A 21900-nucleotide genomic window follows, 5' to 3' on the forward strand; every position below is an offset into this window, starting at 1 on the left:
GCCCGCGTACTGGATGTACTCGGGTGATGCGACAACGCGGCGAGGTGCCGTGCCGGGCGGCGCGAGCCGGTGAACCTTTCCGGTCACAGCACCAGGGTCCTCCGCTCGGACCGGGCCGGGTCTGGATCCGGCCCGATCGGGCGCGCGAGTCCGGCACGGTCCGGACGAGGCGCCCCCGTCCGCCGCACTCCATGCGCACGAAGGCCCGGCGCCGCCCGGACGCCCTGAGATGGCGATGTTTTTAGAGCATCACTCGAAACGATTGAAGTGGCTCTTCCGCATGTCTCCCAACTCTAGTTAGAGTGCTGCTCTAACTGGAGGTGCCACGACGTGCGACTGACCCCGACGGAACGCGACCGGCTGCTGCTCTTCGGTGCGGCCGAACTGGCCCGGGCCCGCCGCGCCCGCGGGCTGAGGCTCAATGTCCCCGAGGCGACCGCCCTGATCGCCGACACCGTCTGCGAGGCCGCCCGCGACGGGCGCCGGCTCGCCGACGCCATCGAGGCCGCCCGGTCCGTGCTGGGTCCGGAGGACGTGCTGCCCGGGGTCGCCGACGTCGTCACCGAGGTCCATGTGGAGGCCGTCTTCGACGACGGTTCGCGGCTCGCCGTCGTATCCCGGCCGATCGGCGGCGCCGGGCTGGGGGACGAGGCGCCGGGGGCCGTCGTACCGGGACCCGCCGCACCGGAGCCGCTGCCCGCGACACGGCTGACCGTACGTAACACCGCGACCGTCCCGGTCAGCGTGACCTCGCACTTCCACTTCTTCGAGGCGAACCCGAGGCTCGACTTCGACCGGGGCGCCGCCTACGGCATGCGGCTCTGTGTGCCCGCCGGGTCGTCCGTCCGCTTCGGGCCGGGGGAGAGCGTGGACGTCGGTCTCCTGCCGATCGGTGGCGACCGGATCGCCATCGGTTTCGCCGGTCTGGTCGACGGCCCGCTCGATGCGCCCGGCGCGAGGGAAGAGGCCCTGCGCCGTGCCGCGGCCTGTGGATATCTGGGAGCCGGTGAACGATGAGCATCGATCCGTACGAGTACGCCTCCGTGCACGGTCCGCGCGCCGGGGACCGCGTCAGGCTCGGTGACTCCGGGCTGACCGTCCGCGTCGAGTCCGACTCGCAGCGGTGCGGCGAGGAATTCCTCGCCGGGTTCGGCAAGACCGCCCGCGACGGGCTGCACCTCAAGGCCGCCGCGGTCCGCGCGACCTGCGACGTCGTCATCAGCAACGTGCTGGTCGTGGACGCCGTGCAGGGCATCCGCAAGATGTCGATAGGTATCCGGGAAGGCCGTATCGCGTCGATCGGGCGGGCCGGTAATCCGGACACGCTCGACGGCGTCGACGTCGTCGTCGGAACCGGGACGACCATCGTCTCCGGCGAGGGGCTGATCGCCACCGCGGGCGCGGTCGACCCCCATGTCCACCTGCTGTCGCCGCGCATCATGGAGGCCTCGCTGGCCTCCGGGGTCACCACGATCATCGGCCAGGAGTTCGGCCCGGTCTGGGGCGTCGGCGTCAACTCGCCGTGGGCGCTGCGCCACGCCTTCAACGCGTTCGACGCCTGGCCGGTCAACATCGGCTTCCTGGGCCGTGGTTCGTCCTCGCACGAGGCGCCGCTCGTGGAGGCCCTTGCCGAGGGCGGGGCCTGCGGGTTCAAGGTGCACGAGGACATGGGCGCCCACACCCGCGCCCTGGACACCGCGCTGCGGGTCGCCGAGGAGCACGACGTGCAGGTCGCCCTGCACAGCGACGGGCTGAACGAGTGCCTGTCGGTCGAGGACACCCTGCGCGTGCTGGAGGGCCGCACGATCCACGCCTTCCACATAGAGGGCTGCGGCGGCGGGCACGTACCGAACGTCCTGAAGATGGCGGGAGTCCCGAACGTCATCGGCTCGTCCACCAACCCGACACTGCCGTTCGGCCGGGACGCGGTCGCCGAGCACTACGGGATGATCGTCTCCGTCCACGACCTGAAGACGGATCTGCCGGGCGACGCCGCGATGGCCCGCGACCGGATCCGCGCCGGGACGATGGGCGCCGAGGACGTCCTGCACGACCTGGGTGCCATCGGCATCACCTCGTCCGACGCGCAGGGCATGGGCCGGGCCGGTGAGACCGTACGCCGTACCTTCGCGATGGCCGCGAAGATGAAGGCCGAACTCGGCCCGATGGAGGGCGACGGCCCGGCCGACGACAACGGGCGTGTCCTGCGCTACATCGCCAAGCTGACCATCAACCCCGCCATCGCCCACGGACTCTCCCACGAGGTGGGCTCCATCGAGACCGGGAAGCTCGCCGACATCGTGCTGTGGAGGCCGGAGTTCTTCGGGGCGAAGCCGCAGCTCGTGCTGAAGTCCGGCTTCCCGGCGTACGGAGTCACCGGTGATCCCAACGCCGCCACCGACACCTGTGAACCGCTGGTCCTCGGGCCGCAGTTCGGTGCGTACGGAGCGACCGCCGCCGATCTGTCGGTGGCGTTCGTCGCGCAGGCCGCGACCCAGCTCGGGGCGGACCTGATGCCGACCCGCCGGCGCCGGGTCGGGGTCCGCGGCACGCGCTCCATCGGTCCCGCCGACCTGATCCACAACTCCCGTACCGGAGAGGTCGCCGTGGACGCCCGCAGCGGTCTGGTCACCCTCGACGGCGAACCGGTCCGCTCCGAGCCCGCCGACTCCGTCTCCCTCAACCGCCTCTACTTCCTGTAAGGACCCCGCCGTGACGTTCCGCATGCCGCCCGAGTGGGCCCCGCACGAGCGCACCTGGATGGCCTGGCCGGGCCCCAACCCCACCTTCGCCACCGCCGCCGAACTCGACGAGGCCCGTCGCGCCTGGGCCGCCGTCGCCCGCACCGTCCGTCGGTTCGAACCCGTCACGATGGTCGTCGGGCCGGGCCAGGAGGACGGCGCCCGCGCCCTGCTCGGCCCGGACATCGAGCTCGCCGTCCGCCCGCTCGACGATGCCTGGATGCGCGACATCGGCCCCACCTTCGTCACCGACGGGCGTCAACTGGCCGCCGTCGACTGGACGTTCAACGGCTGGGGTGCGCAGGGCTGGGCCCGCTGGGAACACGACGCACACATCGCCCGCTCGGTCGCGGAGCTCGCCGCCGTCCCGGTGCACGGGTCCCCGCTCGTCAACGAGGGCGGCGCCGTCCATGTCGACGGCGAGGGCACCGTCCTGCTCACCGAGACCGTCCAGCTCGGCAAGGAACGCAACCCGGAGTGGACCCGCGCCGAGGTCGAGGCCGAGATCCACGCCCGCCTCGGCACCCGGAAGGCGATATGGCTGCCCCGAGGACTGGCCGGTGACTACGGTACGTACGGGACCCTGGGGCACGTGGACATCGTCGCCGCCTTCGTCCGCCCCGGCACCGTCGTCGCCCACGTCCAGCCGGACCCGGCCCACCCGGACCACGAGATCACCCGCGAGACGCTCCGCATCCTGCGCGGGGCGACCGACGCCAGGGGGCGCGCCCTGGAGGTCGTGGAGGTCCCGGCGCCGACCGTGCTGCGCGAGGCAGGGGAGTGGGTCGACTACTCGTACATCAACCACTACCTCTGCAACGGCGGTGTCGTCCTCTGCGCCTTCGACGACCCGCGTGACGAGCTCGCCGCCGGGATCTTCCGCGGCCTCTTCCCGGAGCGGACCGTGACCCTGGTGGACGCCCGCACGATCTTCGCCGGCGGTGGGGGCATTCACTGCATCACCCAGCAGCAGCCTAGGGTCTGATCCATGCCGAGCAATTTTCAGCACGCCGGGCAGGGGTACGCGATCGGGCGCTTCTGTTCGATGCCCGACGACGCGTGGTACCTGGAGCTCGCCGAGACGGACGGCTGGACCGGCGGAGCCGCCCGATGACCCCTTCCGCGCGCCGCCGCAACACCGCACCGCCCCGCGAGGAGGTACTGGCCGCCGCCATGGCCACCATCGCCGAGCGTGGACTCGACGGGCTCACCATGGCCGGTCTCGGCCGTGACGTCTCCATGAGCAGCGGGCATCTCCTCTACTACTTCCGCACCAAGGACGAGCTGCTCCTCCAGACCCTGGAGTGGAGCGAGGGCCGGCTCGGCGCCGCGCGGCGGGAGTTGCTGGCCCGGCCGGCCCCGGTCCGCGAGCGGCTCGACGCATATGTCGACCTGTACATTCCCGACGGCCACCGCGACCCGCACTGGACGCTCTGGCTGGAGGTGTGGAACCGCTCGCAGAACGCCGACGCCGACGCGCGCGGCCGGCAGGCCGCGATCGAGGGGGCCTGGCACCGGGACCTGGTGGCGCTGCTGGCCGAGGGCGGATCACGCGGCGAGTTCCGGGCCGTGGACGCCGAACAGTTCGCGACCCGGCTGCGCGCCCTGCTCGACGGGTTCAGTATCCATGTGGCGATCGGCCTGCCGGGCTCCGACCGGAACGGGATCCTCGCTCACGTAAGGGAGTTCCTGGACGAGTCGCTCGGCGCGCGCCGCGGCCGGTGACCCCGCGGCAGCCGGTCCGGGGCGCCGGAACCGGCGCCCCGTTCGCCCTTCCGTGAACGAAACGCACGTAAGTACGCTCGATCGTTGTCCCTTGCACCCTTGTTGTCCGCCCGGCTCGGAGGGCACGGTGACGGACCATGGGACGAGAGCAGTGGAAGAAAATCTGGGTCGGCTCCGCCGGCAACATGGTCGAGTGGTTCGACTGGTTCGTGTACGCGACCTTCGCGGTCTACTTCGCGGACTCGTTCTTCCCCGAGGGCAATGAGACCGCCAATCTCATGAACACCATGGGCATCTTCGCGGTCGGCTTCTTCATGCGGCCGGTGGGTGGCTGGATGCTCGGCCGGATCGGTGACCGAAGGGGCCGCAAGGCCGCGCTCACCCTCACCGTCAGCCTCATGTCGGCCTCCGCGATCCTCATCGCCGTCGCGCCGACGTACGACGTGGCGGGATACGGCGGCGTCGCCGTCCTGCTGCTGGCCCGGCTGCTCCAGGGCCTGTCCGTCGGAGGCGAGTACGCCGCCAGCGCCACGTACCTCACCGAGGCGTCCGCGCCCCACCGGCGCGGCTTCGCCTCCAGCTTCCAGTACGTGTCCATGACCGCCGGACAACTCGTCGGGCTGGGTCTCCAGATCGTCCTGCAGCGCAACATGGACGATGCGGAGCTGCACAGCTGGGGCTGGCGCATCCCGTTCGTCGTCGGGGCGCTCGGCGCGGCCGTCGTCTTCTATCTGCGCCGCTCCATGCTGGAGACCGAGGTGTACGAGGAGTCGGGCGCCACCGGGCAGGAGGACCGCGGCACGCTCAAGGCGCTGTGGCAGCACAAGCGCGAGGCGTTCCTGGTGATGGCGCTCACCATGGGCGGCACCGTCGCGTACTACACGTACACGACCTACCTCACCAAGTTCCTCTCCAGGAGTGCCGGGATGGACAAGTCCACCGCCTCACTGGTCAGTTTCTGCGCCCTGTTCGTCTTCATGTGCCTCCAGCCGCTCGCGGGGCTGCTCTCCGACCGGATCGGCCGCCGCCCGCTGCTGATCACCTTTGCCGTCGGCTCGACCTTCCTGACCGTGCCGATCATGACCATGCTCCGGCACGCGGGCACCTTCTGGCCCGCGTTCGGGCTGGCGTTGCTCGCCCTCGTGGTCGTCACCGGCTACACGTCCATCAACGCCTGCGTGAAGGCCGAGCTCTTCCCGACCGGAATCCGCGCCCTGGGCGTCGCCCTGCCGTACGCCCTCGCCAACGCGCTCTTCGGCGGTACCGCCGAATACGTGGCGCTCTGGTTCAAGGAGGCAGGCGTGGAATCGGGCTTCTACTGGTACGTGGCGGGCTGCGCCGCCGTCTCCCTGGTCGTCTATCTGACGATGCGCGAGACCCGCGACATCGACCTGGGCCGGATCGGTACGGCGGCGCCGCAGGACGGGCGGACGGAGCCGGCCGCGGCGGCGGGCGTCACGCCCGCATCCTGAGACGGGCCACGGCACGGGGGCGGCGCTGTGCCAGACTGCCCCCGTGTCCTCGTTCGTCATGATTATTGGCAACAGGCGCGCCGGTCCGCAGTGACCGTCCCGTACCACCATGTGCGGAGCGGCCATCGTGCCCCAGACCCGCGCGCAGACCTCTCGCACCCGCGAGGGGTTTTTTCGTTTTCCGGCCCTCACCTCGGCCGGGGCGATGCGCGCGCGGGATGATGGGGGCAAGTGGAGCCCTATGTTCCGGATCCACTCATCCGACAGGAGTCAGACCAGCATGACCACCAAGGCCAAGCCCACCGACGACAGCTTCCATGTCTTCGACACCACACTGCGCGACGGTGCACAGCGTGAAGGCATCAACCTGACGGTCGCGGACAAGCTGACCATTGCCCGGCACCTGGACGAGTTCGGCGTGGGCTTCATCGAGGGCGGCTGGCCCGGCGCCAACCCCCGCGACACCGAGTTCTTCGCCCGGGCCCAGCAGGAGATCGAGTTCAAGAACGCCGAGCTGGTCGCCTTCGGGGCGACCCGCAGAGCCGGGGCCAAGGCTTCCGAGGATCCCCAGGTCAAGGCGTTGCTGGAGTCCGGCGCCCCGGTGATCACGCTGGTCGCCAAGGCGCACGACCGGCACGTCGAACTCGCCCTGCGCACCACTCTCGAAGAGAACCTGGAGATGGTCCGCGACACCGTCTCCTACCTGTGCGAGCAGGGCCGCCGGGTCTTCGTCGACTGCGAGCACTTCTTCGACGGCTACCGCGCCAACGCCGCGTACGCCAAGGACGTCGTCCGGACCGCCTCCGAGGCCGGCGCCGACGTCGTCATCCTCTGCGACACCAACGGCGGGATGCTCCCCGCCCAGGTCCAGGCCGTCGTCTCCACCGTCCTCGCCGACACCGGCGCCCGGCTCGGCATCCACGCCCAGGACGACACCGGCTGCGCGGTGGCCAACACCCTCGCCGCCGTCGACGCGGGCGCCACGCACGTCCAGTGCACCGCCAACGGCTACGGCGAGCGGGTCGGCAACGCCAACCTGTTCCCCGTCGTCGCCGCCCTGGAGCTCAAGTACGGCAAGACCGTCCTCCCCGAGGGCTCGCTCGCCGACATGACCCGGATCTCGCACGCCATCGCGGAGGTCGTCAACCTCACGCCCTCCACCCACCAGCCCTATGTGGGTGTCTCCGCCTTCGCCCACAAGGCCGGACTGCACGCCTCCGCCATCAAGGTCGACCCCGACCTCTACCAGCACATCGACCCGGCACTGGTCGGCAACACCATGCGGATGCTCGTCTCCGACATGGCCGGCCGCGCCTCCATCGAGCTCAAGGGCAAGGAGCTCGGCATCGACCTCGGGGGCGACCGCGAGCTCGTCGGCCGCGTCGTCGAGCGGGTCAAGGAGCGTGAGCTCAGGGGCTACACGTACGAAGCCGCCGACGCCTCCTTCGAACTGCTGCTGCGCGCCGAGGCCGAGGGCCGGGTGCGCCGCTACTTCCGTACGGAGTCCTGGCGCGCGATCGTCGAGGACCGCCCCGACGGCACCCACGCCAACGAGGCGACCGTGAAGCTCTGGGCCAAGGGCGAGCGCATCGTCGCCACCGCCGAGGGCAACGGCCCGGTCAACGCCCTCGACCGGGCGCTGCGCGTCGCCCTGGAGCGGATCTATCCCCAGCTCGCCAAACTGGAGCTGGTCGACTACAAGGTCCGCATCCTGGAAGGCCGCACCGGCACCGATTCCACCACCCGGGTCCTCATCACCACGGGCGACGGCACCGCTGAATGGGCGACCGTCGGCGTCGCCGAGAACGTCATCGCGGCCTCCTGGCAGGCGCTGGAGGACGCGTACACCTACGGTCTGCTGCGGGCCGGGGTCGAGCCCGCCGAGTAGTCCCCCGGGGCCCTGGAGCGGCCCACACGGCCACGCCGCTGCCCGGGGCGGGCCCACGGCACGCTCGTCGTGGGGCCGTCCCGGAGCGGGTACGGTTCGTTCACCTACTGGAGATGCCACTTCTGATTGGCCGCTCCGGTGCAGGTCCAGATCTGGGCACGGGCACCGTTCGCCGTCGACTGGTCGGTGATGTCCAGGCACTTGTCCGCGGCCGTGTTGACGACGTCACCCGTCGACGCGTTGTACGTCCAGCGCTGCGCCGACGAACCGTTGCAGGTGTACAGCTGGACCTTCGCCCCGTTGGCCGTCGAACCGGACGTCACATCGAGGCAGGCGCCCAGCACCTGGATGGAACCGTCCGTTCCGACCGTCCAGCGCTGGGCCGCCGAACCGTTGCAGTCGTAGAGCTGGACGGCGGTGCCGTCGGCGCTGCTGCCGCCCGCCGCGTCCAGGCACTTGGCCGCGGGACCCGAGAAGACACCCGAGGTGCCGGTGGAGCCGGACGGGCTGCCCGACCAGGTGAACGTCGCAGAGGTTCGGCCGGGGAGCGAGTAGGTGAACTTCTGGCCGCCCCAGTTGACGGTGATCTGCTGCGCCGACGTACCGCCGTTGTAGGCGATCAGCGCCTTCGAGCCGTCCGGGTTGCGCCAGGCCACGTTGGGCACGGTGGAGCTGGCCGTCGAGGCGATCCGCTGGGCGCCGGGGCGGACGAACTTCGTCAGATGACCCATCGTGTAGTACTCGATGTTGTAGTCGACCTGGCCGCTCCTGCTGTCTCCGTTGTGCACGGTGATCAGACCGTCGCAGGTGCCGCAGCCGCCGTTGTGCGGGCCCCGGTTCTGGTCCACGGCCAGCGACCACTTGGTCACCGACTTCGACCAGTTGCGGGTGTAATCGATGATGTTCAGCATGTCTTCGCGCTGCTGGTCGGCGATCCAGGTGCCGCCGGAGTGCTCGGTCTGGAAGGCGTCCATCGTCGGGTACTGGTTGTGCACGGTGGTCTGCTTGGTGACGTCACCGCCGTACCCGTGCCAGGCGACCCCGCCGAAGTTGGGGTGGTTGCGGACGTCCGCGTCGTCCACGGTGGGCGCCGCGTAGGCGTCGTAGGTGTCCCAGTTCCAGTCGTGGGCGAGGACCTTGGTGGCGAGCCCCGCGGACTGCAGCCCCGGCAGCAGCTCGCTCTTGGTGAAGTAGGCGAGCCCCGAGCCGTTCCAGCTCATCGACGGGTAGCCGGAACAGCAGGTCGGCTCGTTCTGCGCGGTGACGTAGTCGACCGGAACGCCCTGGTCCCGGTAGGCCTGGAGGTACTTCACGAAGTAGTCGGCGTAGGTGCCGTAGTTCTCCGCCTTCAGCCAGCCGCCGTTCAGCTGGCCGCTGTCCTTCATCCAGGCGGGCGCGGTCCACGGCGACGCGATCGTCGTCAGTGCCGGGTTGAGCTGCTTGGCCTGTTTGGTCAGCGGGAGCACGTCCTCCAGATCGTGTGCGATCGAGAACTTCGCGAGCGACGGGTCGGTCTGGCCGGACGGTACGTCGTCGTAGGTGTAGCCGGTCCGGGCGAGGTCCGAACCGCCCATCGGATTGCGTACGAACGAGAGCCCGATGCCTTCGGTGGGGGAGAACAGCTTCTTCATCGTCGCGTCACGGGTCGCCTGGCTCAGCGCACCGCTGCTCTTCATCAGGTACGCGGCCGTGTCGGTGAACGAGGCGCCGCCGCCCGTGAACGTCTGGTAGCGGGTGGCTTCGTCGACCGTGATGTTCGTGCCGCTGCCACCGTTCCCGGAGCCGAAGGCGACCGGGGTCTGTGCCTCCAGGCCCCGGGTGACATGCCGGCCGCCGGTGTCGTCCGTCGTGGTCAGCGCGATGTTCACGCTCTCGCCGGCCGCCTGGGCCTCACCGGACGAGAGCCCGGTGAGGCCGGCGGTCGCGAGCACTCCGGCGACCAGTGCGCGAGCCGCTCTGCTTGATCTGATCATGGGCTGCTGCCTTTCTCGGCAGGGCTGTGGGGGAAGTGCCGTCGATCGAGGCGTGAGTGAACTGCTGTTAGGTGCTCACGTCAAGGGGGTGCGCGTTCAAAACTTGAAGACACAACTCGCCACCTCTCCGTGAGAGATGGGTACGGACCAATCTCGGTGTGAAGTATTGACGGCGGTGTTCCAGCGGGGTTAACTCACGCCGCAACGCCGGTACCGGTTCCGGAACCGGTTGCGGTACCGGTTGCGGTACCGGTTCCAGCTCCCTGTTCTGCCTTGTCCTGGAGGCCCCCGATGCGCGTCACCATCGCCGATGTCGCCCGTGAGGCCGGCGTCAGCAAGACGACGGTGTCCCGGGTCATCAACACCAAGGCCGAGGTGGGCGGTTCGACGGCCGCACGTGTTCGTGAAGTGATCGCGGAGCTCGGTTACGTGCCGAGCTCCGGCGCGGTCGGACTGGCCCGCGGCAGCAGTCGTACGGTCGGCATGCTGGTCCCCTCGCTCACCTGGCCGTGGATGGGCGAAGTGCTCCAGGGCGTCGTCGACACCGTCGAGGCCGCCGACTACGGGCTGCTGCTGTTCACCTGCAACCGGGGTGCCGAATCGGTGGAGCGCTTCACCAGCCAGGTGTCGGCGCGCGCCTTCGACGGACTTCTCGTCGTCGAACCCGAGAACACCCTCGACCACCTCACCGCACTGCACCGCGGTGGCCTGCCGATCGTGCTCATCGACGACCGCGGCCACCACCCCGAGTTCCCCTCCGTCGTGACCACCAACCACGAAGGAGGCGCGTCCGCCGCCCGTCATCTGCAGGCAGGCGGACGCACCAGGCCCCTGGTTCTCACGGGCCCCCATCACTTCGGCTGCGTACGCGACCGGCTGGACGGATTCCTCTCGGTCCTGCCCACCGATCTCGTCGTCCAAGGGGACTTCACCGAAGGGAACGGCCGACAGGTCGTGGAACAACTCCTCGCGGAGGGCCAGCGGTTCGACTCGGTCTTCGCGCACAACGACGTCAGCGCGGCGGGCGTGCTGCGGGCGTTGCACGCGGCCGGCCGGTCGGTGCCCGGAGACATCGCGGTGGTCGGCTTCGACGACATCCCGATGGCCGAGCACACCGCACCGCCGCTGACCACCGTGCGCCAGCCCACCCGCCGGATGGGTGAGACGGCGGCGCGGTTGCTGCTCTCCCATCTCGGCGGCACGGCCACCCCCGACGGGCCGGTCGTGCTCCCCACCGAACTGGTCGTGCGCCTCTCGGCGCCGTAGCGGTACGGCCGGTCCCGCCGGCCACCCGCGTCCTTGACTTCATCCTCCAAGGAACCACCCCCGCGCCTACCCGCGCACAGCACCACCCGCACCACCGCACCGCTGCGCCCCGAATCCGCATCGCCCGAACCGGCGCGCAGAGCCTGTTCGCTTCGGGCATCCCGCATTCCGTATCGCTCGTTCCCGGATCTCCCAGACCCGTAGTCCCTCCTGGAGTCGTCATGTCCGTACGCCGTCGTCACACGCTCAGAGCGGTCGCGCTCGCCACCGCGGTGGTCGCGCTCGCCGCCGGATGCTCGTCAGCAAACTCGAACGCCAACAAGGGTGGCAGCGGCGCTTCGGGCGTCCTGAACATCGGCAAGCCGGACGGGCCGCAGACGAACAACAGCAACCCGTTCCTGGCCACCTCGGCGGGCGCCACCCTCGGCTACCGCTTCATGATCTACGAGCCGCTGGCGATGGTGAGCCAGATCCGGCCCGCTGCCAAGGCCGACCCGTGGCTGGCGACGTCGTGGAAGTGGGACCTCAACTTCACCAAGGTCACCTTCACCCTCGATGACAAGGCCAAGTGGGCCGACGGCAAGCCGCTGACCGCCGAGGACGTCGCGTTCACCTTCAACCTGCTGAAGAAGCACCCGGCGCTCAACGCCGACGGCATCGCATGGGGCGGGGTCGAGGTGCAGGGCAAGAAGGTTGTCCTGACCTTCGACGACTCGCAGTACGTCAACCAGAACAAGATCATCCAGCAGTACATCGTGCCCAAGCACATCTGGGAAGGCGTCAAGAACCCGGAGACCTGGCCCAACCGCACCCCCGTCGGCTCGGGTCCGTACAAGCTCAAGACGTTCACCCCGCAGACCACCACCCTGACCGCCACGCCCACCTACTGGAAGGGCACGACGAAGGTCAAGGAGCTGCGCTACAGCACCTACAACGACAACAGTGCCGCCACCACCGCGCTGGCCAGCGGCAAGCTGGAGTGGTCGTTCGTCTTCATGCCGAACTACAAGCAGCTGTTCGTCTCCAAGGACCCGAAGAACCACAAGCTGTGGTTCCCGTCCGGGCTCGGCATCCACGGCCTGTGGTTCAACACCACCCGCAAGCCGTTCGACAACCCGGCGCTGCGCAAGGCCATGGCGATGGTCGTCGACCGCAACGCGATCTACACCCAGGCCGAGGCGACGCTCTACCCGGAGATCACCAACCCGACCGGCATCCCGCTGCCCGCCGGTGACTCCTTCCTCGCGCCCGACTACAAGAGCGCCACCACGAAGCCCGATGTCGAGGGCGCCAAGAAGGTCCTGGAGAAGGCCGGCTTCACGCTCAGCGGCGGGGTACTGAAGGACCCGAGCGGCAAGGCCGTGAAGCTCACCTTCACCGACCCGGCCGGCTGGAACGACTACATCACCGGGCTCGCGATCATCAAGGACAACATCAAGAAGATCGGCATCGAGGCCAAGGTCAAGACGCAGACCGCCGACGCCTGGACCGCGGACGTGGCCAACGGCAACTTCGACGCCACCTTGCACTGGACCAACAGCGGCTCGACCCCGTACGACATGTACCAGAACATCATGGACGGCGCGCTGCTCCAGCCCATCGGCAAGCCCTCCCAGCAGGGCAACTTCGGCCGCTTCAAGAGCACCGAGGCGACCGAGGCGCTCAAGGACTTCGCCGGTGCGACCACCGACACCGCCCGGACTTCCGCGATGAACGAGCTGCAGAAGATCATGGTCGAGCAGGCGCCTATGATCCCGACCGCGGCCGCGCCCATCGGGGCCGAGTACTCCACGAAGAACTGGGTGGGCTGGCCCACCGAGGCCGACCCGTACGCCGACCCGCAGCACACCCAGCGCTCCGCGCTGGAAGTCGTGCTGAAGCTCAAGCCGTCGAAGTAGCACCCAGGGATCCAGGTACCGGCCATGTCTGAACAGCTCGAAAAGAACGACGTCGTGCTCGAAGCACGCGGAGTCACCAAACACTTCGCCGTACGGCGCATCAGCCGCGATCTCGTCGCGGGCAAGCGCCGTACCGTCCACGCCGTCGACGACGTCTCGCTGCAACTGCGGCGCGGCACCGTCACGGCCCTGGTGGGGGAGTCGGGCTCCGGGAAGTCCACCGTCGCCAGACTGCTCGCTCAGCTGTATCCGCTCACCGAGGGCGAGATCCACCTGGGCGGCCAGCCGGTGAAGGCCGGACGTGGCCGGTCCTTCCGCAGTTACGTACGCCGGGTCCAGCTCATCTTCCAGGACCCGTTCGCCTCGCTGAACCCCGTGCACACCGTGCGCTACCACCTCACCCGCGCCCTGAAGATCCACGGCCGGGCGGGCAGCGGCGAGGCGGAACTGGAAGAGAACCTGACCGCTCTGCTGAACCGTGTCCAGCTGACTCCTCCTCATCAGTATCTGGACAAGTTCCCGCACGAGCTGTCGGGAGGTCAGCGCCAGCGCGTGGCCATCGCCCGCGCGCTCGGCGCCGACCCCCAGGTCCTCCTCGCCGACGAGCCCGTCTCGATGCTGGACGTCTCGATCCGGCTCGGGGTGCTCAACCTGCTCAAGGACCTCAAGGACCGCTTGCACCTCGCGATCCTCTACATCACCCACGACATCGCGTCCGCCCGCTACTTCGCGGACTCCACGCTCGTGATGTACGCGGGCCGGATCGTCGAGGGCGGTGACAGCGAGACCGTCACCCAGCGCCCCGCCCACCCCTACACCCAGCTGCTGATCGCCTCGGCGCCCGACCCGGACCGGGTGGTCGCCCAGGAGGAGCAGGAGGAGACCGGCAGCGGCGAGCCCCCGTCGCTCATCGATCCGCCGGCCGGCTGCCGGTTCCACCCCCGCTGCCCCAAGGCGATGGAGCGCTGCCGCACCGAACTGCCGCCGCGCTTCGACCTGGCCGACGGCCAGTGGGCCGCCTGCTGGCTGTACGACGGCTCCGCCCCCACCACCGACGACCACGAGAAGGAGGCTGCGAAGTGAAGTTCCTGCTCCAACGGCTCGCCTTCTACCTGGTCACCGCGTGGGCCGCGATCACCATCAACTTCCTCATCCCGCGGATGATGCCCGGCGACCCGGTGCAGTCCCTCATGGCCCGCTTCCAGGGACAGCTGGACACCAACGCCATCGCCTCGCTGCAGGCCCTTTTCGGCCTGGACAAGCACCAGTCGATCTGGCAGCAGTACACCGACTACTGGGGTCATCTGCTCGACGGCGACCTCGGTCTGTCCTTCACCTTCTTCCCGACCCCGGTGAGCGAGGTCATCGCCCAGTCGCTGCCGTGGACGCTCGCGCTCGTCGGCATCACCACGCTGATCAGCTTCGTGCTCGGCACCGGGATCGGGGTCTTCACCGGCTGGCGGCGCGGTTCCTGGATGGACAGCCTGCTGCCCGTCACCACGTTCATCTCGGCCATCCCGTACTTCTGGCTCGGCCTCATCGCCATCTCGCTGTTCGCCGTGAAGTGGCCGCTCTTCCCGGCTGCCGGCGGCTATGACAACTCGCTCGTGCCCGCCTTCGACTGGCCGTTCATCTCCAGCGCGCTCTACCACGGGGTGCTGCCCGGCCTCACCATCGTGCTCAGCGCCGTCGCCGGCTGGATCCTCGGCATGCGCAACATGATGGTGACGGTCTCCTCCGAGGACTACGTCATGGTCGCCCAGGCCAAGGGGCTCTCCGAGCGCCGGGTGATGTTCGGGTACGCCGCCCGCAACGCGATCCTGCCCAACATCTCCGGCTTCGCCCTCTCGCTCGGCTTCATCGTCGGCGGCACGCTGCTGGTGGAGATGGTCTTCTCCTACCCGGGCATCGGCTACCAGCTCTTCCAGGGCGTGGGAGCCAAGGACTACCCCCTCATGCAGGGCGTCTTCCTCATCATCACGCTCTCCGTCCTCGCGGCGAACCTCCTCGCCGACGTCCTCTACATGCTCCTCGACCCCCGTACCCGAAGGGAGGCCTAGGACATGGCTGTCACCGCCACAGAGGTCGCCGTGCTCGACGCGACCGAGACCCCCGCAGCGAGCAAGCGCAAGTTCCGCTTCCTGCGCGGTCGCAAGACCGTCATCGGACTCGCGATCCTGCTGTTCTTCGTGCTGATCGCCGTCATCGGCCCGTGGATCGCCCCGTACGACCCCGACACGATGAGCAACGCACTGCTCCAGCCGCCGTCCGGATCCCACTGGTTCGGCACCACCCAGACCGGTCAGGACGTGCTCTCGCAGATCCTCGTCGGCACCCGAGGCGTCCTCGTCGTCGGATTCATCGCGGGCATCATCGCCACGGCCCTGTCCGTGCTGATCGGCGTCAGCGCCGGCTTCCTCGGCGGCACCGCCGACGAAGTGCTCTCGCTGCTCTCCAACGTCTTCCTTGTCATCCCCGGACTGCCGCTGATCATCATCATCGCCAGCTTCGTCTCCGACACCGGCGACCTGCTGATCGCCGCCGTCATCGCCCTGACCTCCTGGGCCTGGGGCGCCCGGGTGCTGCGCGCCCAGACGCTCTCGCTGCGCCGCCGGGACTACGTCGAGGCGGCCCGCGCCACCGGTGAGTCGACCTGGCGGATCATCTTCTTCGAGGTGCTCCCCAACCTGACCGCCGTCATCGCCTCCGGCTTCGTCGGCACGGTCATCTTCGCGATCCTCTCCGAGATCACCCTCGCCTTCATCGGCGTCGCCGACATCTCCAACTGGAACTGGGGGACCGTCCTGTTCTGGGCGCAGTCCAACCAGGCTCTCGCCCAGGGCGCGTGGTGGTGGTTCGTCCCGGCCGGGCTCTGCATCGCCCTGCTCGGCATGTCGCTCGCCCTCATCAACTTCGGCATCGACGAATTCGTCAACCCGCGCCTGCGCACCGAGACCGGCGGATCCCGGAAGGTCCGGATGCGGGTCGGCTTCACCCCCGTGGCACGCGGTACGCACCAGGCCGCGTCGCGCGGCAGGCACGACAAGGAGACCCGCTCATGAGCGAGCCCATCCTCACCATCAGCGGTCTCAACGTGGACTACGGCACCGGCGACGACGCCGTGCACGCGCTGCGCGACATCGACCTCACCCTGCACCGCGGCGAAGTCCTCGGCCTGGCGGGCGAGTCGGGCTCCGGCAAGTCCACCCTGGCGTACGCCGTCACCCGGCTGCTCTCCCCGCCCGGGGTGATCACCGGCGGCGAGGTCCACTACCACCAGCGCGACGGCGATCCGCTCGACCTGCTGACCCTGTCGGCCCCCGAACTCCGCGCCTTCCGCTGGCAGGAGCTGTCGATCGTCTTCCAGGGCGCGATGAACTCGCTCAACCCCGTTCACACCGTCCACAGCCAGCTCACCGACGTGCTGATGGCGCACCGGCCCGAGATGAAACGGGCCGAGCGCACCGCACGCGCGAAGGAGCTGCTGTCGCTGGTCGGCATCTCCGCGGACCGGCTCTCCGCCTATCCGCACCAGCTCTCCGGCGGCATGCGCCAGCGCGTGATGATCGCGATGGCCCTCGCGCTGGAACCCGAGATCGTCATCATGGACGAGCCCACGACGGCCCTGGACGTCGTCATGCAGCGGCAGATCCTGCGCCAGCTGGTCAAGCTCCGCGAGGAGCTGGGCTTCTCGGTCGTCTTCATCACGCACGACATCTCGCTGCTGATCGAGTTCTCGGACCGGATCGCGATCATGTACGGCGGCCGGATCGTCGAGGAGGCCGGTGCCTCCGACATCTACCAGGACCCGCGCCACCCCTACAGCGGCGGCCTGCTGCACTCCTTCCCGGCGCTGCACGGCCCCCGCCGCGAACTCACCGGCATCCCCGGCTCGCCCCCGCATCTCTCCGCGATGCCCACCGGATGCGCCTTCCACCCCCGCTGCGACAAGGCGTTCGATCCGTGCACCTCCCGGGTGCCGGTTCTCGACCGGCCGGAAGGGGACGGCTCCCGCACGGTGGCCTGCTGGCTGCACCAGCCGGCCCCGGCCGCCGCCACCCGCTCGTAGCCACCCCACAGCACACCACAGGAGAACCATGAACCTCGTCATCCCCCAGGGATACGCTCGCGAGCTCGCCCCCGAGCCCGTTCCCGGTCTGCCCGCCGACTTCCGCTGGGGCGTCGCCACCGCCGCCTACCAGATCGAGGGAGCAGCCACCGAGGACGGCAGGACGCCCTCGATCTGGGACACGTACTGCAGGGTGCCGGGCATGGTCGTCCGCGGTGAGAACGGTGACGTGGCCTGTGACCACTACCACCGGATGCCCGAGGACGTGCAGCTGATCGCGGACCTGGGTGTCGACACCTACCGCTTCTCGCTCGCCTGGCCCCGCATCCAGCCCGGCGGTCGCGGCCCCGCCAACGCCAAGGGCCTCGACTTCTACAAGCGCCTCGTCGACGAGCTGGAGGCCAAGGGCATCACCCCCTGGATCACCCTCTACCACTGGGACCTGCCGCAGGAACTGGAGGACGCGGGCGGCTGGCCGGCCCGTGACACCGCCTACCGCTTCGCCGAGTACGCGGGCCTCGCCTACGACGCGCTCGGCGACCGGGTGAAGCACTGGACGACGCTGAACGAGCCCTGGTGCTCCGCCATGCTCGGCTACGCGTACGGCAAGCAGGCGCCCGGCCGCACGGACTACGGCGACGCGATCCACGCCGTGCACCATCTGCTCCTCGGCCACGGACTCGCCTCCCAGCAGATCCGCGAGACCGCAGCCGCCCGCGGCAACGAGCTCGAACTGGGCATCACGCTCAACCTCGGCACGGCCACCCCCGAGACCGACAGCCACGAGGACGCCGAGGCCTGCCGCCGCGCCGACGGTCTCGGCCGCCGCATCTACCTCGACCCGCTGGTCAAGGGCGCCTACCCGCAGGACGTCGTCGACGACCTCGCCCTGCAGCAGGTCGAACTCCCGGTCCAGGACGGCGACCTGGAGATCATCTCTACCCCGCTCGACATCCTCGGCGTCAACTTCTACCGCGGCACGCTGTTCTCCGGCGTCACCGAGGAGGGCTCCCCGGTGGGCGCCGACGGCCTGCCCGTCACCCGCGGCGTGGAGCGCGACCTGCCGCGTACCGCCATGGACTGGGAGATCACCCCCACCGCCCTCACCGACCTGCTGGTGGGGCTGGAGAAGGACTACGGCGTCCCGACCGTCATCACCGAGAACGGCGCCGCCTTCGACGACACCGTCTCCGAGGACGGCCAGGTCCACGACGCCGATCGCACCACGTATCTGGCCGACCACATCGCCGCGGTGGCCGCCGCCCGCGCCGAAGGAGCTGACGTCCGTGGCTACTTCGCGTGGTCGCTGATGGACAACTTCGAGTGGTCCTACGGCTACGACAAGCGATTCGGCATCGTCCGTGTCGACTACGAAACCCAGGAGCGGACGCTCAAGGACAGCGCGAAGTGGTACCGCGACACGATCCGTCTCACCCGGGACGCCTAGCCGTACCGGACACCCTCCGCCACGACGCCGCCCGCATCGCGCGGGGCGGCGCCGTGGCGGAGGCCGGTCCGGCGTGAGCCGGGCCCCAGGAGCAGCAGCGACGCCGGGGGTGCGATCGGCCGCGGCGGAGCAGCGCCGAGAAATACCGACAGTCCGAAGGAGCCGCAATGCCACGCACTCGCCACCGGGCGGGACCGACGACGGCCGCCCTGGCCGCCGTCACGGTTCTCGCCGGGTTGCTCGCCGGGGCCGTCCCCAGCGCCGCAGCGACCAATGCCGCCTCGGCCGACGACCCGGCACCCGTCCTCGTCGACCGGTTCGAGGGCGAGGTGCCGTTCGCCAACCAGCCCGCCGACGGCATCTTCACCTGGGGCGGTGACTCCGACGACCCGCCCACCCTGGCCATCAAGGACCGCGCCGACGCCCCCGAGGGCGCCAAGGTCCTCGAAGGCACCTACGACATCAGCGGTTACGGCGGGCTCAGCCACGACTTCGCCGCCGACCAGCCCGCCCACGACTGGTCGGCCCACAAGGGCATCCGCTTCTGGTGGTACGGCCAGAACACCGCGCCGCTGCCGCCCGGTTCGGGCAAGAAGATCAGCTTCGAGATCAAGGACGGCGGCGCGAACGGCGAGGCGTCCGAGCTGTGGACCACGTCCTTCACCGACGACTGGGAGGGCTGGCACCAGGTCGAGATCCCGTTCACCGACTTCACCTACCGTGGCGACTACCAGCCCGTCGGCGGCATCGACCAGGTCCTCGGCCTGGACCAGATGTGGGGTTACGCCCTCACGCTGCCGACCGGCGCCCCCGGCAAGTTCGCCATCGACGGCATGGAGCTGTACGGGAAGGCCGACGCCGCGCTGAAGGCGAGCGTCGTCACGGACTCCGCCGTCCACACGGTGAAGGAGGGCGGTACCGCCTCCATCGGCATCTCCGTCGCCACCACCGGCTCCGTACCGATCGACGAACCCGTCACCGTCGCGTACGAGACCAAGGGCGGCAGCGCCGAGTCCGGCAAGGACTACACCCCGGTCAGCGGCACGTACACCTTCCCGGCGGGCACCGCGTCCGGCACCACGCACCGGATCACGGTCACCACCAGGAAGGACGGCGCGGCCGAGTCCGCCGAGACGATCCCGCTGGAACTCACCGTGACCGGCGCCAAGCCGCCGAAGGAGAACCCGCAGGTCGTCATCGACGCCCACGGGCTGCCGTACCTCGACCCGAAACTCCCGGTCAAGAAGCGCGTCGCCGACCTCCTCTCCCGGATGTCGCCCGCCGAGAAGGCCGGCCAGATGACCCAGGCCGAGCGCAACGCGCTCAAGTCGCAGGCGGACATCGCCACGTACGACCTCGGCTCGCTGCTCTCCGGCGGCGGCTCCGTCCCGACGCCGAACACACCCGAGGCGTGGGCGAAGATGGTCGACTCCTACCAGCTGCGCGCCCAGGCGACCCGGTACCAGATCCCGCTGATCTACGGCGTCGACGCGGTGCACGGGCACAACAACGTGATCGGCTCGACGATCATGCCGCACAACATCGGCATCGGCGCGGGCCGCGACCCGAAGCTCGCCGAGGAGACCGGCGCGGTCACCGCGAACGAGGTGCGTGCCACCGGCATCCCGTGGGACTTCGCGCCCTGTCTCTGCGTGAGCCGCGACGAGCGCTGGGGACGCTCCTACGAGTCGTTCGGTGAGGACCCGGCGCTCGTCGAGTCCATGGAGACCGTGATCCAGGGCATGCAGGGCGCCGCGTCCGGCAAGGACCTGGACCGCAACGACAAGGTCCTGGCCACCGCCAAGCACTATGTGGGCGACGGCGGCACGGAGTTCGGTTCCTCCACCACCGGCTCGTACACCATCGACCAGGGCGTCACGAAGGTCACCCGGCAGGAGCTCGAGGCCGTCCACCTCGCCCCGTTCGGCGAGGCGGTCAAGCGCGGTATCGGCACGGTCATGCCGTCGTACTCCTCGCTCGACATCCTCGGTGACGACGAGGGCCCGGTGAAGATGCACGCCAACGCCGAGATGATCAACGGCGTACTCAAGGACCGGATGGGCTTCAAGGGCTTCGTCATCAGCGACTGGCAGGCCATCGACCAGATCCCCGGTGACTACGCCAGCGACGTCCGTACGTCGATCAACGCCGGACTCGACATGATCATGGTCCCGACGGCGTACCAGGACTTCACCAGGACTCTCCAGGACGAGGTCACCGCCGGCCGGATCAGCCAGGCCCGGATCGACGACGCGGTCTCCCGCATCCTGACCCAGAAGTTCCAGCTGGGCCTCTTCGAGAAGCCGTACGCCGACACGAGCAATCTGGACAAGGTCGGCTCGGCCGAACACCGCGCCGTGGCCCGCGAGGCCGCCGCCAAGTCGCAGGTGCTGCTGAAGAACGACGGCGACGTGCTGCCCCTGAAGGCGTCGCAGAAGGTGTACGTCGCCGGGTCGAACGCCGATGACATCGGCAACCAGGCCGGCGGCTGGACGGTGAGCTGGCAGGGCTCGTCCGGCAAGATCACCCCGGGTACGACGATCCTGGACGGCATCAAGAAGGACGCCGCCTCGGCCACGTACTCCAAGGACGCGTCCGCCTCCACGGACGGCTACGACGTCGGTGTCGTGGTCGTCGGCGAGACCCCGTACGCCGAGGGCAAGGGTGACGTCGGCAACGGCAACGACCTGGAGCTGACCGCCGCCGACAAGGCCGCGATCGACAAGGTCTGCGCCGCGATGAAGTGCGCCGTCCTGGTCGTCTCGGGCCGCCCGCAGCTCATCGGTGACCGGCTGGGTGACATCGACGCGCTGGTGGCCTCCTGGCTGCCGGGCACCGAGGGCGACGGCGTGGCCGACGTGCTGTTCGGCAAGCGTGCCTACACCGGCCAGCTGCCGGTCACCTGGCCCAGGTCCGAGTCGCAGCTGCCGATCAACGTCGGCGACGCGACGTACGACCCGCAGTTCCCGTACGGCTGGGGACTGACCACGCTGAAGAAGGCGCCGACGGGCGGCGAGCTCACCCTCACCGCGCTCGCCGTCGCCGCGCAGATCGCGGAGAGGGCTCACCTCGGGAAGACCGCGGCGGGCAAGGCGATCGTCGACCAGGCGCGGCTGCTGGTGCAGCAGAAGACCGGCGGGAAGCTCACCGAGGCGGTGTCCAAGCCGTTCGCCGACGCGGACCATCTGCTGCTCACCGGTGATCTGACCGGCGCGGTGGCGAAGCTGAAGGCGGCGTACCGGGCCGCCTGATCCGGATACGGGTCATGTGATCGGCAGGGAAGTCCGGGCGGGTGGTGAGAAACCACCCGCCCGGACTCCGTGTGTGCCCGGACCGGCCGCCGGCCCTGCCGCCGTCCGTGAGGACGGCGAACCGAGGGCTGTCCCGTACGAGAGCGGGCCGTTTTGGTGCTCCACCGAGG

The 21900-nt window shown here is 69.5% G+C and carries 16 protein-coding genes; 15 read left to right on the top strand and 1 reads right to left on the bottom strand.

The genetic code is table 11. From position 1 onward, the window contains the following. The first annotated feature begins 330 nt into the window (after positions 1-330). From ureA to cimA, 7 genes are all read left to right on the top strand, one after another. A complete protein-coding gene (gene ureA / locus ACFVXE_RS36320; RefSeq protein WP_389677747.1) occupies positions 331-1017 on the top strand; it encodes an urease subunit gamma in 687 nt (228 codons plus the stop codon). Next, positions 1014-2702, top strand: a complete 1689-nt coding sequence (locus ACFVXE_RS36325; protein ID WP_389677749.1) for an urease subunit alpha — start codon at positions 1014-1016, stop codon at positions 2700-2702. Before ureA ends, ACFVXE_RS36325 begins: the two co-directional genes overlap by 4 nt. 22 nt (positions 2703-2724) lie before the next feature. Beyond that, positions 2725-3726 carry an agmatine/peptidylarginine deiminase gene (locus ACFVXE_RS36330; protein ID WP_389677775.1) on the top strand — a complete coding sequence of 334 codons (1002 nt, stop codon included), beginning with the start codon at positions 2725-2727 and terminating at the stop codon, positions 3724-3726. A gap of 3 nt (positions 3727-3729) precedes the next feature. After that, complete coding sequence (locus tag ACFVXE_RS36335) at positions 3730-3855, top strand: hypothetical protein (RefSeq protein ID WP_389677751.1); 126 nt, start codon at positions 3730-3732, stop codon at positions 3853-3855. Next, positions 3852-4466 carry a TetR/AcrR family transcriptional regulator gene (locus ACFVXE_RS36340; RefSeq protein WP_389677753.1) on the top strand — a complete coding sequence of 205 codons (615 nt, stop codon included), beginning with the start codon at positions 3852-3854 and terminating at the stop codon, positions 4464-4466. The genes ACFVXE_RS36335 and ACFVXE_RS36340 overlap by 4 nt, the downstream gene beginning before the upstream one ends. 137 nt (positions 4467-4603) lie before the next feature. Continuing rightward, on the top strand, positions 4604-5938 hold the full coding sequence (locus ACFVXE_RS36345; RefSeq protein WP_389677755.1) for an MFS transporter: 1335 nt from the start codon (positions 4604-4606) through the stop codon (positions 5936-5938). Positions 5939-6218: 280 nt separating this feature from the next. Next, on the top strand, positions 6219-7826 hold the full coding sequence (gene cimA / locus ACFVXE_RS36350) for a citramalate synthase (protein ID WP_389677757.1): 1608 nt from the start codon (positions 6219-6221) through the stop codon (positions 7824-7826). Positions 7827-7930: 104 nt separating this feature from the next. Here the strand turns inward: cimA and ACFVXE_RS36355 are convergent, their stop codons facing one another. After that, the gene (locus ACFVXE_RS36355; protein ID WP_389677759.1) at positions 7931-9799 is read right to left on the bottom strand and encodes a lectin; all 1869 of its coding nucleotides are present in this window, start codon (positions 9797-9799) and stop codon (positions 7931-7933) included. Between the two features lie 291 nt (positions 9800-10090). Between ACFVXE_RS36355 and ACFVXE_RS36360 the strand changes: the two genes are divergently transcribed. The 8 genes from ACFVXE_RS36360 (at position 10091) to ACFVXE_RS36395 (ending at position 21730) form a co-directional block, all read left to right on the top strand. Further along, positions 10091-11065 carry a LacI family DNA-binding transcriptional regulator gene (locus ACFVXE_RS36360; RefSeq protein ID WP_389677760.1) on the top strand — a complete coding sequence of 325 codons (975 nt, stop codon included), beginning with the start codon at positions 10091-10093 and terminating at the stop codon, positions 11063-11065. Between the two features lie 221 nt (positions 11066-11286). Beyond that, a complete protein-coding gene (locus tag ACFVXE_RS36365; RefSeq protein ID WP_389677762.1) occupies positions 11287-12963 on the top strand; it encodes an ABC transporter substrate-binding protein in 1677 nt (558 codons plus the stop codon). A 24-nt stretch (positions 12964-12987) separates the two neighbouring features. Continuing rightward, positions 12988-14046: an ABC transporter ATP-binding protein gene (locus ACFVXE_RS36370; protein WP_389677764.1), complete on the top strand. Its 1059-nt coding sequence runs from the start codon at positions 12988-12990 to the stop codon at positions 14044-14046. Further along, positions 14043-15023, top strand: coding sequence for an ABC transporter permease (locus tag ACFVXE_RS36375; protein ID WP_389677765.1), 981 nt, complete (start codon positions 14043-14045; stop codon positions 15021-15023). The genes ACFVXE_RS36370 and ACFVXE_RS36375 overlap by 4 nt, the downstream gene beginning before the upstream one ends. Before the next feature lie 3 nt (positions 15024-15026). Further along, positions 15027-16025, top strand: coding sequence for an ABC transporter permease (locus tag ACFVXE_RS36380; protein WP_389677767.1), 999 nt, complete (start codon positions 15027-15029; stop codon positions 16023-16025). Then, positions 16022-17032 (top strand): ABC transporter ATP-binding protein, encoded by a 1011-nt coding sequence (locus ACFVXE_RS36385; protein WP_389677769.1) that lies wholly within the window; start codon positions 16022-16024, stop codon positions 17030-17032. Before ACFVXE_RS36380 ends, ACFVXE_RS36385 begins: the two co-directional genes overlap by 4 nt. Positions 17033-17060: 28 nt before the next feature. Further along, on the top strand, positions 17061-18479 hold the full coding sequence (locus ACFVXE_RS36390; protein WP_389677771.1) for a GH1 family beta-glucosidase: 1419 nt from the start codon (positions 17061-17063) through the stop codon (positions 18477-18479). A 167-nt stretch (positions 18480-18646) separates the two neighbouring features. After that, a complete protein-coding gene (locus tag ACFVXE_RS36395) occupies positions 18647-21730 on the top strand; it encodes a glycoside hydrolase family 3 N-terminal domain-containing protein (protein WP_389677773.1) in 3084 nt (1027 codons plus the stop codon). The last annotated feature ends 170 nt before the right edge of the window (positions 21731-21900 follow it).

It is taken from the genome of Streptomyces sp. NPDC058231, assembly GCF_042882275.1.
Taxonomy (GTDB): Bacteria; Actinomycetota; Actinomycetes; order Streptomycetales; family Streptomycetaceae; genus Streptomyces.